This window comes from Microcoleus sp. CAWBG640, from assembly GCF_020883015.1.
Lineage (GTDB): Bacteria > Cyanobacteriota > Cyanobacteriia > Cyanobacteriales > Microcoleaceae > Microcoleus > Microcoleus anatoxicus.
Genome location: NZ_JAHRFC010000105.1, coordinates 1 through 14,298, shown reverse-complemented (window position 1 = coordinate 14,298; position 14,298 = coordinate 1). Strand labels below are relative to the sequence as shown.

The following is a 14,298-nucleotide window of genomic DNA, read 5'->3' as shown; positions in this document are numbered from 1 at the left end:
AAACGCCCAAAAGATATCCTCACGCTCGATTGAGCAAACGTGAGGAGTTTGGGAACCCTGGAAACAGGGATATTAAGTTGGAAACATCTTAAGAATCCTCGCGCCTTCAGGCCGAGTGAGTGTCAAAAGACTTATGCAAAAAACCCGGTTTCTTCCAAAAATCGTCGATTTTTTCGACAAATATTCACGCAGGGTTTCGACTCCGCGGTTCCTGAGCCCTTCGGCGTAGTTTATCCTGAGCGTAGTCGAAGGGCTCAGGATAAACGTAGTCGAAGGGCAACCACCTGGGGTTTTTGGTCCCCCATGGGTCCTGGACTGAATTTAAATTTTTGGGTGGGGCGGGCTTCTAGCCTGCCTTTGATGCTGCTTGTTTTTCGATGAGTCCGCCGCCAAGAAGCAAGTCCCCTTCGTACCAAACGGCGGCTTGTCCGGGCGTGATGCTCAACTGCGGTTCGTCAAAAATTAACTTGACTCTTGTACCGCGAGTATTTTCTGCTTCCTGGGAGGATTCTAGGGGAATTACTGTGGCGGGGACTGGGTGCGATCGATACCGAATCTGTACTTCGGCTCGAATGGGAGCTGTTGGCTGTGCTACAGAAACCCAATTCACTTGCTGGACATAACACTCGGATTCTACTGCTAAGAGTCGATCGCCCACAATCACCCGATTTCTGGCAGCATCCAATTCGACCACGTACAGGGGTTCAGGTGCTGCAATACCCAGTCCCTTGCGTTGGCCGATGGTATAGTGGTGTATCCCGTCGTGCTGTCCGAGCACTCGGCCATCCTTGTGCACAATATCACCCTTTTGCGGAGCAATGTATTTATCCAGAAATGCCCGCATGGAACCGTTACTTTCCACCAAACACAAATCCTGACTTTCCGGCTTATCAGCAGTTGTCAAGCCAAACTCCGCGGCTATTCTGCGAGTTTCAGTCTTGGTAATTTCCCCCAAAGGGAACTCCGTACCTGCTAGAAAATTTTGTGTCAAATCGTACAAGAAATAGGACTGGTCTTTGCCAGGGTCGATCGCCCGACGCAACTGATAGCGACCTGTCAGAGTATCATGAGTAATCCGAGCGTAGTGACCTGTAGCAATTTTGTCAATTCCGAGTTCTTGGCGAGCATACTTGAGCATCGGGCCGAACTTCACAGTTTTATTGCACTGGGAACAAGGCAAAGGCGTAATTCCAGCACTATAACCATCCACCAAAAAATCCACAATACTTGCTTGAAAAACCTCGCGGCTGTCAACTATGTGGTGAGGAACGCCCAACTGTTCGCAAATTTTAGCTGCATCGACCATTCCCTCAGAGCAACACTGGCCTTTACCTTTCATCAGCCACAGGGTTAAACCCACCACTTCATATCCCTGATGGTGTAGAATTGCGGCTGCTGCGGAACTATCGACCCCGCCGGAGAGGCCTACAACAATCTTGTTCATAGTTAGGATAAAACTGGCTATTTTACTGGAACTTCGTTCGATCGAGCTAATTTATTATAGTACAAAAATACTACAAGTTGCTACTGTTGCTGTTCTTTGAAATTTTAACATTCCTTTGACACTCAAGCGGTCTAAAGACACGCTCGATTCTGCAGACAGAATAGACATAGGCAACGCCCAAAGTCTAACTCTCGCTACGGTCGTCAAACACCGTCTATTCAGTCGGTCAAGGCTTACACCTAGCTTACTGACTACTTTTCTCAGAATATTAGCAGAACCATTTAAGTCTGCATTCACCACAGTTCCATCGGCTGACTGATACAATCCACGTTTAATTCGTCTTCCAGATGCTTTCCACCCAAATGGTTTTTCACCATATTTGGGTAGGGAGTCTCCATCTAGAAAACTAGCTTTTGAGGTATACGCTTCTTCGGTTTCGGTAAACCTAATGCCATATAAATAACAGAGCTGTTTGAGTCTATCCTTTAATTTTCCTAAAGGCATTTGAACAAACTTTTGATTGTTTACTCTGCCCATATTGACGCTAGACTTAAACCCTTCATTCCAGCCACAAACAATGTTGCCAATTCCGTATTTTAGGCAATGGCTGACAATCAACTTTGTAGCCTTGTTAATCCCATCGCGCATTTGGTGATTGCGTTGGCGAGTTACACGGTCTAACCAATTGTCCCAATAGCCTTCGGGCTTTCCTTCTTTTCTAGTTGCTACTTTTTTGTTCCACAGTTGATTCATCGCTTTTATGGCACGAGCATCAATCAGGAAGGAATTTCCCAGTGTATCGACACAAGCTGCTAAATTGTCAGCAGTTCCCAAATCAATTGACAATGCTTGACCGATATCTAGATTGTATTGTTCTTTTTCAACTTCGTAGGACATTTCCAGGTAAAAAGCGCCATTTTTAGGAATAATTGTAAACTCTTTAATCTTTGAAAACTTAAGATTTGATGGCATAGGTAGAAAGAATTCAGAGACTCCAAACCATCGTTTTACCGTTAACCCCAAGGAAAACCTTAACTGATTCCCAACAAGTTTAGGCTGTAAACCTCCCGAATTAGGATAAGCTACTTTGAACAACTTAGCGCCCGTAAGATATCCTGGTGGCTTGGGCTTAAAATGCAGTTGACCTTTGCTGCCATTAGCTGAGTAGATGTACCTGCGTTGGTGGTTAAGTCGTTCAAAGGTCGCTCCAGTCGTTATTTGCCAGAGGAGTTTCCGCAACTAAAAAAACTGCCGTCTTTGTGGACGAGCAGCTATTTCGTGAGTACGGCAGGCAATATTAGCAGGGAGGTTGTAAAAAAATATATAGAAGACCCGCATCACTCGGCCAACTAAAGAAAGAACACGGGGACTGAAGTCCCCCGCGCCGCTTCCCTAGGAAGGTCTAAAGACTCGCTCGTTTCCCGCATCCCGTATTACTATGATGACTATTGAAAAGTTTATTGTCTCGGCTGACCAAATGCGACAAATAGAAACCAGAATCTTTGCCGCTGGAATGCCCTCGGCAGCTTTAATGGAAAAAGTCGCTGGACTGCTCGCCAGACGGATTCAGGCGCTTTTGAAGTCCGAGGGAAGAAGTCCGAGGGAAAAAGAAGAACCCCACGCCCCCAAGGGGAGAAGTCCGAGGGAACAAGTCAATTCCTCCCTACTTCCCCCAAGAGGGGAAAGAAGAGGGAATAGGGATGAGGGATTTGGTTATCTAGCAGAGGAGTCTCAAGGGAAAGATATCGTCAATTTTCAATTCCCGGTTATTGGGGTATTGGTGGGGCCAGGACACAATGGCGGCGATGCTTTGGTTGTGGCCCGCGAATTACACTTTCAAGGATTTTCAGTAATTATTTACTGCCCGTTTTCTAAACTTAAAGAACTCACAAAAAGTCACTCTGATTATGCGCGTTCTTTAAATATTCCTTTTTTTGATACGATTGAACCGCTGAAAAAATGCGATTTGTTCATAGATGGTTTATTTGGATTTGGGTTGGAACGGGAAATAGTTCATCCGATTAGCACCGCGATTGATGCAATCAATAAGTTAAATAAACTTGTTTTTAGTATTGATATTCCGTCGGGAATTCATACTGATACAGGCACAGTTTTGGGGACGGCTATCAGGGCTACTCATACCTTATGTTTGGGTTTGTGGAAGTTGGCATTTTTGCAAGATAAAGCGTTAGAATATATCGGGACATCTGAGTTGATTGATTTTGATATTCCGTTGGCAGATATTGTGGCGATATTGGGAGATTTTCCGGCAATACAACGGATTACTCCAGCATCTGCAATTCAGTATTTGCCGTTGCCCCGATCGCCTATTGCTCATAAATACACCAACGGTCATCTACTAATTATTGCAGGTTCAGCCCGGTACAGCGGAGCTGCAATTTTGTCAGCATTAGGAGCAAGGGCAAGCGGGGTGGGAATGCTGTCAATTGCTGTTCCCATATCGATGAAACCGATGTTGAGCAGTCAGTTACCAGAGGCATTAGTTATAGGATGTCCCGAAACTTCCAGCGGTGCAATTAAGGATTTGCCCCTAGGAATCGATCTGGGTATCTATGATGCGATCGCGGCGGGGCCTGGTCTGACGTTGGAAGCTGCTATTACGGTAGAATCTGTGTTAGAGAGCGATCGACCTTTAGTCCTAGATGCCGATGGTTTAAATATACTGGCTCAACTTGGCACTGTGCCGATTTTGTCGGAACGCTCAGCACTAACTATTATCACACCTCATCCAGGGGAATTTCAGCGTTTATTTCCCGAATTAGCTGACAAAATGGGCGATCGCATTACCGCAACTCAACAAGCGGCTCAGCTCACCGGTGCAGTGGTATTGTTGAAAGGAGCCAGAGTTTGTATTTGTTTTGACGACAAGGGCGATTCCCTAGGGGATAGCTACGCTTCACGTACCATCACTTACCTCAATCCCGAAAGTACACCAGCCCTGGCTAGAGGTGGCAGTGGGGACGTTCTCACAGGTTTGTTGGGTGGTTTGATGGCAGGTGCGATCGCCCGCAAATCCTGCCCCAAATCCGTGGTAGAAACAGCAGTTTGGTGGCACGCTAGAGCGGGTATGATGGCTGCCAAAGAACGGACAGAATTAGGAGTTGATGCTTTTACTTTGACCGAGTATTTAATCCCAGCTTTGCGGGAATTTTATTAATCTATAGCAATCCTTGCAGGAGTCGTAAATACTTTTACCCCACCCCAACCCTCCCCTTACTAAGGTCCGGGAGTAAGAAATTCACAAATGATTTAGGATTGCTATACATCGATCTAACTGAAAGGATTGATACTAGAATTCGGATTGATTTAACCGCAGAGAACACAGAGGACACAGAGGAAGAGATAACAGAGATTTGAATAATTCCGATGCCAAGGGTGAATTTATTGTGAGGTGGGCAGGAGAACCCGCCCTGGAATGGCTGACTTAGTTAGTATGCAGAAAGTCCGAAATTAACCTTTCATTAAATTTTCTAATTTATCAACCATCTTCTCGACAATTCCCTCGGAAGTAGATGCGGCCGATGCTTCCGCTTCAATCCGCTTGACAACCTCCTCTGGAAGATTCAGTAATTGCACTAATTTTTGATAAGCTGCTGCTTCTTCAGCATTAATTTTTGGTTCATCGGGAGTGCGAGCACTAGATGCAATCACCTCATAACCTAGTTGCAGCACCAATTCTTTTTCTTCCTGACTTTGTAGTTGACAAATCAACTCCTCTAGAGGAATATTTTGCATCACATAGTCGCGGAGTTCTTGTTGCAATTGTTGACCATCGACATCGGCGACAAATAAACTGCAAAAGCGATCGAGCATTAAATTGACTTCTTCTGTTGCTAATTCTCCGTCAGCCCAGGCCATAGATGCAACTATTCTTAACAGGTTCATCTGGCGGGGTGTAATGGATGGAGGAGGTGGGGTTTGCATAAAAAGTTTGTTATTGGTTATGGGTTATTTATTAGTTGTTATTGGTAGGAATCCACCCATAACAACTAATAAATAACTACTAACCATAATGTCACAGTTTTTATAAAGCAACTCCCAGCCACCCGGTAAAGTTTTGTTTCTGAATCAAACTTGGCTGTTCCACCGCCAGAATCTGATAGCGGGCTGGCCGCGGGCTGGCGAGAGTAACCCGACAAGTCCGCAGTTGGTCTTGGTGAAACACTGTCACCTCTACCGTGTCCCCAGGCCGATAATCTTTCAGCCTCTCGCTCGCTTGTTCTGCATTTACTCGAAAACCGTCGATCGCCAGTAACTCGTCCCCAGCGTCAATTCCCGCCAACTGTGCGGGAGCTCCAGCTTCGACAAATTTAACCATGTCCCGCCCGTTTTCGACTCCCAAAGTCCAACCCAGGCTAGGAACTTCGTTAGTTTCATCTACCACAAGTTCCAGCCCAAAAGGTACGAGATATTGGTTGTAGGGCAACTCTTGGGTACCGTCAATATAGCGCGCAAAAAAATCACTCAAATCCATACCAGCTACCGACTCGATCGCCTCTTGTAACTGTTCAGGAGTAAAACCAATTTCTGAGGGTAATGAATTATCAAGTAATTCCCCGTTCCCTGGAATTACAGATTTTTTAGTTCCACTGTTTTGAGCTAAATTTCCCTGACCAAATTTATGCCACATCAAACGCATTACATCATCCAACGAGCGCTCATTGCCGTGTTTTGCCCTAATTAATAAGTCAAGTAAAAACGATACTAACTCCCCTTTTAAGTAATAAGAAATTTGCGAATTATCGCTATTACTATCCCTGCGGTACAGCTTAATCCAAGTATCCCAACTAGACTCGCTAGCAGATTGTACTTTCCGCCCAGGAATGGTTTGCAAGCGAGTAATTTCCTTACTTAGACCCTGCAAAAAACCCTTCACGCCGTAGAGACCTGAGCGAAAAGGAATCACTAAATCGTAATAACTCGTGGTCCCTTCGGAGAACCACAAAGAAGTAGTATAGCTTTCTTGGTTGTAATCAAATACTTCTAGAGCTTTCGGTCGGATGCGCTTGACATTCCAGAGGTGAAAAAATTCGTGGGCCACCAACTGCATAAAGCGATCGTACTTGTCTTTATTCCGAAAACCAAAACGCGGATAATTGAGAGTGCAACTATCTTTGTGTTCCAATCCCCCAAAACCTGAGCCTGACAAATGTAGTAAAAATACATAACGGTCGTAGGGCAAACCGCCAAACATTTTCGCTTCGACTTCGATCACTTTTTGGATATCTCGAATTACCTGTTCCGGTTGTAAATTACCTTTGCCCCACACAACTAGCTGGTGGTTTTTCCCCATTACTTCAAAATCGTACAAATCGTGACAGCCAATTTCAAAAGGAGTGTCTACGAGAGTGTCAAAATCCACCGCCTCGAAAGTATAGGGTTCCCCAGAAACGGGTGGTAAAGTAGTAACTATCCGCCATTCTGGTCGTGGCGTGACAATTTTTATCCTGTAAGAATTGCTCTCAAATCCTGGCAAGAAAAAGCACAGAGCTGCGGGATTGAAATAACCGTGAGTTGAATCTAAATGATTGGTTCGCACTGTCAGTTCGTTAGCAAAAATTCGGTAATTAACTGTTACATTAGAAACCAAATTAGTCTCGATTTGCCAGTGATTTTTGCTTTGTTTGCGCCAAGATAAGGAGCGATCGCCCTCAGTGGTCGAGCGAAAATCTTGCAGGTGTTTGGCGTACTCTCGAACCAAGTAAGAACCGGGAGTCCAGACAGGCATTTTTAAATCCATCATCGGCTCGGACCAACCTTGCACGCGCAAAGTCACTTCAAACAAGTGAGATTCAGGATTGGGCATCGCCACGGAATATTCAATGGTCGGTGCTTGAGGTTGCTTTGAAAGATTCGCGGCAACCAACGAGGTATCCAAAGAGGTGACATCAGTCATTGACTTGCTAAATTCATCAAGTGCTTGAGGTTAATCAAATGGATAGTTTGGCGTTCGGGATCGACACTAATCCAGCCTTTGCTATCGAGTTTTTCCATAATTTTGCTGGTTTCATCTAGGGTGATTTCTGTAATGTCCGCTAAGTCTTCATAGGGGATATTAAAGATATCTTTGCCCTGGGCAGTTTTCTGACCGTAGTTTTCTGCCAGCTCGACTAAGGTATTTGCTAGTTTAACCGCTGGCTGGCGGTTGCGGAGTTGATACCGGAGATTTGTTTGGCGGAGTCGCCGTACCATCAGTTGCAGCATTCGGTGGTGCAACTGCGGATCTTTGAACAGGGTTTGGATAAATCGCTGAGCCGTAACGCTGATCAGTCGCACGGGTGATAAAGCAAGTACGTCATTCGATCGCGGAGATTCGTCCAGAATCGCCATTTCGCCGAAGAATGCACCCCTACCCAAAATAGCCATTGATACGGCTCGATCGCCAGACAGGTGTCTGACTTTGACCCACCCGGAAACTACAAAGTAAATAGCGTTACCCCAAGAATCCTCCATCAAAACGGCTCTGCCTGCGGGATACTCGTGCTTGACGGCATTGGATAGTAGCCCTCCCAAGGTTTCTGGGTTAGCACCCTTAAACAGGGGGAAAAGCTCACTGAAAGCTTCTGTCTTCATGCAAGTTCGCTGAGGTAGGAAATTTGACATCCTCACCGCACTGTGAGGGCGGTGATTCTTGACACTTCCGAAAGGTGATCCTACCCAAGTAGTTTCACTCTCCCGACCTGTCCATTTAGAGTCGTGGCAATGCCCTATCCCGACTTTTTACATTAGACCATAGGACTGGTGGCACTGATTCACAAAAGCCGCCCTGGGGAAGGACGAGGTTTTCAACCCAGTTTACGGATCGGAGGGCTCAGGCGGGCTTGACGCCAAATCCACAGATTCTTTCATAGTCAACTGGTCTAGCGCCCTCCTACTGCTATGCGAACTTTTGGTAACAGAGATTCTATGTACTCCGGCTGGCCGATCGCGATCGCCTGAGAGTGGGCCAGACTTGCGGGATCGAGAGCATCGGGAGTCCACCGCAGAGGTTGACCTTCCAAGTCGCAGCAGACTAATCCGGCTGCCTTGGCTAGGGCGAGAGGGCCTGCGGTATCCCACACTTTGACTCTACCGTTGAAGTAGAGGTACAAACCGGCTCTACCGCTGATGACTTCGAGAACTTTTAAGCCAAAGCTGCCGAGGGAATAAAATTCGACACCAGGTATGATTTGAGCGATCGCCATACCGTAGTTTTTCTGATCTTTATCTCCCAGGACAATTTTACAACTATCTGCTGTCGGAGCCGGTGATTTGTGCAGGGCGATCGCAGAAGGCTTCGAGTCTCCAAGGGTTTGGAACAAGCCCCAATCTTTCCCGCCGAAGTACATCTGCTCAAAAGCCGGAGCGTAGATCCAACCCGCTACCGGTTCCCCCTCTTGCAGGAGCCCCACCATCAGGGCATAGTGGAGTTTCCCTTGAATAAATTCTTCGGTGCCGTCTAGGGGGTCAATGCACCAGAGGCTTTTGTAATTACCCAGGTAAGCTGCTCTGGATGCGGCATTTTCCTCAGTAATTATACCGTCTTCAGGAAACAATGCACCAAAGGCGGTGGATAGCTGTTGGTCTAAGAATCGATCGATACTGGTTACGTAGTCGTTGGGCCCTTTCTCGCAAACTTCAAAGGGTTCTGCTGCGAGTTTTTGAGCTTGTGCACCGCACTCCCGCAGGGTGGAACGAATTTTTTGGTCTTGGTCAGGAGTAATATACATGATATCAAGTCTGGTTGAGTGTTCCACAATAGACATCTGGTCTCAAAAAACCTGTGAACAACAAACTGTTTGGCCTGTTCCACAGGAATTATGGGAGATGTCTAATAGTCTACGAGCATCGGGCGGAGGAGACCTCTGGCGATCGCCAATAGGAATTTAATATGGTAAATTGATTATTAGAGCTTTTTTAGTAAAATAAATAATCGCTAATTTTTAGATTAATTTTGTGGAAAATTTGTGGAAAATTTACCATCAATTACCTTGTATTTCTATTATAAACAAAGTTCTTGGACTCGCTCCAATTCCAAATCTGCAAAAAAGTCCACCGTCCAATTAGCTTGGCGCTGGATCATATGAAACGGGTAAGTGTGAGTGACACCCAATACCTGAATCCCCGCTGTTTTTGCCGCTTCAATCCCCGCCAAACTATTTTCCACCGCCAAACACTCCCCCGGTTGCAGGTTCCAGCCTGGATATTGCTGATTCATCAATTCCACAGCCAACAGATAGCCGTCTGGTGCTGGTTTGCTCGCCGTTATATCATCCCCTGTGACCATGAATTCAAAGTTTTCTGTCAAACCAGCCAGATTTAAAACTAATTCTATATCCGATCGCATAGCCCCACTGACTATGGCCATTTTGAGTCCGGCTGCCCGAATTTTAGCAATAAACTCTGCTAAACCTGGATAAATCGGCAATGTTTCCAGACTATCTATTCTGGCTTGATAAGCTTGGGCTTTGCGGAGTAACAACCGTTGGAGGTAAACTTCTGTGACAAAACGCCCTCTGCTACTCAATAATTGGACAATGCAACCTCGATCGCTCTTTCCCAAACAAACTGCTCGAAACTCACCGCGTTTGAGCTGAAGATTTTCCTCCAGCATCAATTTATCGATTATTTGCTCGTGCATCTGCTCGTCATGAATAATCACGCCGTTAAAATCAAAGAAAACTGCTTTGAGAGTCATGAGTTATTTGTTATTTGTTATTCATTATTGATGCTTTATTATTTATGATTCTCAAGCAGGAGTGGGAAAGCCTTGTAAATCGCCATCAACATCAGGAGTGCGATCGAGCCAATTCCACTCCCAAGCCGCCCGCACCTCCTCCAAATTTTGACCCGGAAGAGGTTTCACGCCTTGCGTCACCTGATGTACCCACCAGTGATCCTGAGTTTGTACTGAGCAGAAGCCCGCTGCTCCCATCCAAGCATCAATGCTACCCACTGCGTAAGACTTAATATAAGGCTCCTCAAAGATATCAGTCAGCCACTCTGTCTGGCGCAAAGTTTTCTGATTCCCGTCCAAAATTACTACTTGTCCCCCAACTCCCAGCAATCGGAAACTTTCTCGCAAAATAGCCTGCGACACAGCAGGTGGTGTCTCATGAAACAGCAAGGAAGCAGCCACTAAATCGAAGCTACCATCGGGAAAACCCACGCTTTCGGCATTACCGTGACACCACTGGATGTTGCATCCGGCTTTTTGAGCTTTCATGTCGGCTACTACCAACATATAAGGCGATAAGTCGAGGCCGATAACTTCCGCTTCGGGAAAGGTTTGCTTGAGCAGGAGGGTGGTTGAACCGGTGCCGCATCCCAAATCGATAATGCGACGCGGTTTAACCCGTACTGCATCAATTAAGCCTTGTCTGACGACTGTTTCGTTAGGAGGCAAAACATATTGGGTAATGGGATCGTAGGAAACGGCGGCACTGGGATTGAGGTAGCCGCCTTTAATGCCATGAAAGTTTTGGCTGCTGTAATATTCAGGATAAACTAGGTCTGGTTGTCGGTAGCTCCCGGCTGCTGTTTCCCAGTCGATACTTTGGTAGAATCGTCCGATTGCTTCTTCGTCGATCGCCAGTCGAATTAAGGGCGATAAAAAGCGTTCAAAAATTGTCTCCTTGCCAACCGCCATAAAACTCCTCTCAATATTAACTTTTTAATCCTAGCCAATAGCAAGGAACTTCAACTACAGACTACTGACTTCTTCCTTTTTCCTTCTTCCTTCCCCTATTGTCCCCCCCAATGGTAGCGTTTCCTTCTTGCTTCTGGCTTCTTGCTTGCCCTTATGAAAAGGAATTTTAACCGAAAATTCCGTGCCACGGCCAGGAGGTGTAGAAATATTGATGGTGCCACCATGTCCGTCCACTACAATTTTATAGCTGATCGCTAACCCTAAACCCGTGCCTTTGCCAACGGGTTTAGTCGTAAAAAACGGGTTGAAAATTTGATCTTTAATTTTCTCAGGAATTCCCGGACCGTTATCGGCGATCGCCACTTTGATAAACTTAGCACCATTTTCTCTCAGCAATGCTGTAGAAATAGTAATAATTTTATCCCGGCGATTGCTCTCAAACAAAGCATCGATCGCATTGCTGAGCAAGTTCATAAACACCTGATTTAGCTGTGAAGGATAGCACTCTACTAACGGTAAATCTCCGTAGTGTTTGACTACATAAATTCCATTTTTAATCCGATTGGATAGCAGCAGCAAGGTATTGTCAATACCTTCGTGAATATCGGCTAGCTTTTTGTCGGATTCGTCCAGTCTAGAAAAGTTGCGTAAGGAAAGAACTATATTGCGAATCCGCTCAGTTCCTATTTTCATAGAATTTAACATTTGCGGCAAATCTTCTTCGATAAAATCCAACTCAATTTCTGTGGCAAAATCTTCAATTTCCGGTGGAATTTCTGGAAAAGCTTGTTTGTATAAACTCACCAATTCTAATAAGTCAGTAGTATATTTTGTGGTATAGGGCAAGTTAGCAAAAATGAAGTTAACGGGGTTATTGATTTCGTGGGCTATCCCGGCTACCATTTGACCTAGGGATGACATTTTTTCACTTTGCACTAAGTGAGTTTGAGTTTTTTTGAGTTCAGTTAAGGTGCTGTTGAGCAGTTTTACTTGGTCTTGAGTTTGGCTGTAAAGATGAGATTGAGTAATGGCGATCGCCAGTTGGTCTGCTACAGCTTTTAATAATTGAACTTCTTCTTTACTCCAAAACCAGTGACTAGCATGACTGCAAATTAAATAACCGTGGGACTGACTTTGAGTCAGGACTGGTACAGCTAAATAACTGTTACGTTTTAATTGTAAATCTAAGTTTTTTTCTGATAAAAAACTATCGGCAGGAAGCATAATTTGCTCGCTTTTTTCTAGCGGCAATGACAAATTATTTACGCAGTAAGGAGCAAACTGTTTTCTGGGGTGTGGATGCTCTGACTTACAATATTCCCACATAATTTGTAACATTTGCTCTTCCGGTTCGTACCAACCAAATCCGGCTTGTTCTAAATGCAGCAAAATTACTATTTCTTCCACTGTACTTTGTACGATTTTCTCTAATTCTAGGGAAGCACGAATGCGTCCAGAAATCCGGTTCAACATGGCTTCTCTCTCGGCTTGAGCGCGATTGTTTTCCGAGGAGTAAATTACCCAAATTGCTGCTAACATTGCCGGACCAAGCAGTCCACCAGCAACGAAGGTCAACAAATTTAATGCTTGTAGTTGAGATTCAATATTTTCGCGGGGAATTACTAAAGCCATTGACCAGTTAACTTCATGCAGGGGTGTATAGGCGACATAAACCCATTTTTCATCTATTTTTACCAGTTCTATATTCGTTTGGCGAGCGGTCATTTTACGCGCAATTGCTGCTAGTGCATGGTCTGGTGAGTTTAAAAAACTAGGGGCGGGTTCGTCGATATTTCCAATTAAATTATTGTTGGGGTGTACAATGGGGACTCCTTGGGAATTTAGCGCAAAAGCATAACTTTCTGAACCGTAGTACAAGCTTTTTGCCACCTTGGCTACTCGGTCTACTTTGATGCTACCTGCAATCACTCCAATTGCTTTGTTGGGAGTGGGAGGCAATGCCCAAATGGGAGCTGCAATGATGATTGTAGAAACCTTTGTACTCCTGCCTACCAAGGGGTCAGAAACGTTTACTTTTCCCGACATGGCTATTTTAAAATGTTGGCGGTCTTTGCTGTTTGTGCTAGTACCTAAAGTGTTTTGTACCGACCCATTTGCTTGAATCAATGACAGGACAAAATATTCTTTTAATCTGTAGGTTTCTCCTTGTAAAATAGGTTCAGCCAAGGTCCAATTTAGAGTACGAAGAGTGGGAGAATAAGCGATGGTTTCTATTTCTGCTTTGCGAATGCTGAGCCAGTTATCGATTTCATCGCTACCTTTTTCTAGTTTTAATAGTGCTATTTCTTTTAAATTATCCAGAATTAGTCCGCGCACCACAAAATAGCTGATGCAAGCAGTGGTGCTAATACTTAAAGCGGTGCCACCCAGAATTAGCAGAGTCAGCAAGTGGCGGCGATGTCGTCTGTGTTCCCAAAGGCTGTGCAGTTGCTGCCAGCGTGTTCGAGCACTTATGCCAATTTTTTGGCATAAGTGGCGCAGCTTTTTTGTTTGCTTGGGAGGCTGTGCAGACACAGCGCAGGATTGATTTGCTGAGTTTTGCATCGTCAATTTTTCTCTTTTTAGTCGCTCGATTTGAGATTTTAGATTTTAGAATTAATTGTTACTTTAGGTAATATTTGAGGATCTATCTCGTTTGTATAACAAAATAATTTGAAATAACACAGAAAAATTACGGAGTTTTCTTAATTAACATACAATTTTAATTAAGTGTAAATACTTATTGACAATAATATTAATTCATGGTTTCTGATTCAAGATGAGATTTTTTCCTCTAAGGCTTTTTTGGCAAAGCCGGTTACGTAAACTGTAAGAGCGATCGTTGCTACCAAACCAATACCGTACAGCAGCCACTCAGCAGTGGTGCGCGATCGCCCTTGGGTTCCCAGTGCAGCCAAACTTCCAGCCAAGGAACCGATATAAACATACATCACAGTTCCGGGTATCATACCGATCCAAGATGCGAAGAAATAGTCTCTGAGAGATACCTGCGTAACCCCAAAAGCATAGTTAAGCAAATTAAACGGAAAAATTGGAGAAAGCCTAGTGAGTAACACTATTTTCCATCCTTCAGAGGCAACTGCGGAGTCGATCGCCTGAAACTTTTGATTTCCTTGTATCTGCTGAGAAACCCAGTCGCGAGTTAAATATCGCCCTGTTAAAAAAGCACAAGTTGCACCTAAAA

General features: G+C 44.8%; 11 protein-coding genes and 1 pseudogene. 2 read left to right on the top strand and 10 right to left on the bottom strand.

Annotated features, from left to right (window positions below; genetic code table 11):
* Positions 1–346: 346 nt before the first annotated feature.
* Positions 347–1,444 carry a tRNA 2-thiouridine(34) synthase MnmA gene (gene mnmA, locus AAFP11_RS27035; RefSeq protein ID WP_341739805.1) on the bottom strand — a complete coding sequence of 366 codons (1,098 nt, stop codon included), beginning with the start codon at positions 1,442–1,444 and terminating at the stop codon, positions 347–349.
* 54 nt (positions 1,445–1,498) lie between these two features.
* Complete coding sequence (locus tag AAFP11_RS27030) at positions 1,499–2,683, bottom strand: transposase (RefSeq protein WP_341739804.1); 1,185 nt, start codon at positions 2,681–2,683, stop codon at positions 1,499–1,501.
* On the opposite strand from AAFP11_RS27030, the pseudogene AAFP11_RS27025 reads away from it, so the two are divergent.
* Positions 2,624–2,797 (top strand): annotated as a pseudogene (locus tag AAFP11_RS27025) (transposase); the annotation flags it as partial. The gene AAFP11_RS27030 and the pseudogene AAFP11_RS27025 sit on opposite strands and share 60 nt — an antisense overlap.
* 88 nt (positions 2,798–2,885) lie before the next feature.
* Positions 2,886–4,622, top strand: coding sequence for an NAD(P)H-hydrate dehydratase (locus tag AAFP11_RS27020; RefSeq protein ID WP_341739806.1), 1,737 nt, complete (start codon positions 2,886–2,888; stop codon positions 4,620–4,622).
* Positions 4,623–4,915: 293 nt separating this feature from the next.
* Here the strand turns inward: AAFP11_RS27020 and AAFP11_RS27015 are convergent, their stop codons facing one another.
* The 8 genes from AAFP11_RS27015 to AAFP11_RS26980 all read right to left on the bottom strand — a co-directional run.
* On the bottom strand, positions 4,916–5,389 hold the full coding sequence (locus tag AAFP11_RS27015; protein WP_341739803.1) for a TerB family tellurite resistance protein: 474 nt from the start codon (positions 5,387–5,389) through the stop codon (positions 4,916–4,918).
* A 100-nt stretch (positions 5,390–5,489) separates the two neighbouring features.
* Positions 5,490–7,361 carry a M61 family metallopeptidase gene (locus AAFP11_RS27010; protein ID WP_341739802.1) on the bottom strand — a complete coding sequence of 624 codons (1,872 nt, stop codon included), beginning with the start codon at positions 7,359–7,361 and terminating at the stop codon, positions 5,490–5,492.
* Positions 7,358–8,038 (bottom strand): Crp/Fnr family transcriptional regulator, encoded by a 681-nt coding sequence (locus AAFP11_RS27005; RefSeq protein WP_341739801.1) that lies wholly within the window; start codon positions 8,036–8,038, stop codon positions 7,358–7,360. The genes AAFP11_RS27010 and AAFP11_RS27005 overlap by 4 nt, the downstream gene beginning before the upstream one ends.
* Before the next feature lie 287 nt (positions 8,039–8,325).
* The gene (locus AAFP11_RS27000) at positions 8,326–9,210 is read right to left on the bottom strand and encodes an inositol monophosphatase family protein (protein WP_341739800.1); all 885 of its coding nucleotides are present in this window, start codon (positions 9,208–9,210) and stop codon (positions 8,326–8,328) included.
* A 236-nt stretch (positions 9,211–9,446) separates the two neighbouring features.
* Positions 9,447–10,142: an HAD family phosphatase gene (locus AAFP11_RS26995; RefSeq protein WP_341739799.1), complete on the bottom strand. Its 696-nt coding sequence runs from the start codon at positions 10,140–10,142 to the stop codon at positions 9,447–9,449.
* A gap of 51 nt (positions 10,143–10,193) precedes the next feature.
* The gene (locus tag AAFP11_RS26990) at positions 10,194–11,093 is read right to left on the bottom strand and encodes a class I SAM-dependent methyltransferase (RefSeq protein WP_341739798.1); all 900 of its coding nucleotides are present in this window, start codon (positions 11,091–11,093) and stop codon (positions 10,194–10,196) included.
* Between the two features lie 54 nt (positions 11,094–11,147).
* Complete coding sequence (locus AAFP11_RS26985; protein ID WP_341739797.1) at positions 11,148–13,658, bottom strand: ATP-binding protein; 2,511 nt, start codon at positions 13,656–13,658, stop codon at positions 11,148–11,150.
* A 209-nt stretch (positions 13,659–13,867) separates the two neighbouring features.
* Positions 13,868–14,298: TVP38/TMEM64 family protein (locus AAFP11_RS26980; RefSeq protein WP_341739796.1), on the bottom strand; the 431-nt coding region annotated here is incomplete at its 5' end.

Bases quoted from the DNA above. Each gene is read 5' to 3' on its own strand.
- AAFP11_RS26985 (WP_341739797.1), bottom strand. From the start codon at position 13,658: ATGCAAAACTCAGCAAATCAATCCTGCGCTGTGTCTGCACAGCCTCCC.
- AAFP11_RS26990 (WP_341739798.1), bottom strand. From the start codon at position 11,093: ATGGCGGTTGGCAAGGAGACAATTTTTGAACGCTTTTTATCGCCCTTA.
- AAFP11_RS27015 (WP_341739803.1), bottom strand. From the start codon at position 5,389: ATGCAAACCCCACCTCCTCCATCCATTACACCCCGCCAGATGAACCTG.
- mnmA (WP_341739805.1), bottom strand. From the start codon at position 1,444: ATGAACAAGATTGTTGTAGGCCTCTCCGGCGGGGTCGATAGTTCCGCA.
- AAFP11_RS27005 (WP_341739801.1), bottom strand. From the start codon at position 8,038: ATGAAGACAGAAGCTTTCAGTGAGCTTTTCCCCCTGTTTAAGGGTGCT.
- AAFP11_RS27010 (WP_341739802.1), bottom strand. From the start codon at position 7,361: ATGACTGATGTCACCTCTTTGGATACCTCGTTGGTTGCCGCGAATCTT.
- AAFP11_RS26995 (WP_341739799.1), bottom strand. From the start codon at position 10,142: ATGACTCTCAAAGCAGTTTTCTTTGATTTTAACGGCGTGATTATTCAT.
- AAFP11_RS27000 (WP_341739800.1), bottom strand. From the start codon at position 9,210: ATGTCTATTGTGGAACACTCAACCAGACTTGATATCATGTATATTACT.
- AAFP11_RS27020 (WP_341739806.1), top strand. From the start codon at position 2,886: ATGACTATTGAAAAGTTTATTGTCTCGGCTGACCAAATGCGACAAATA.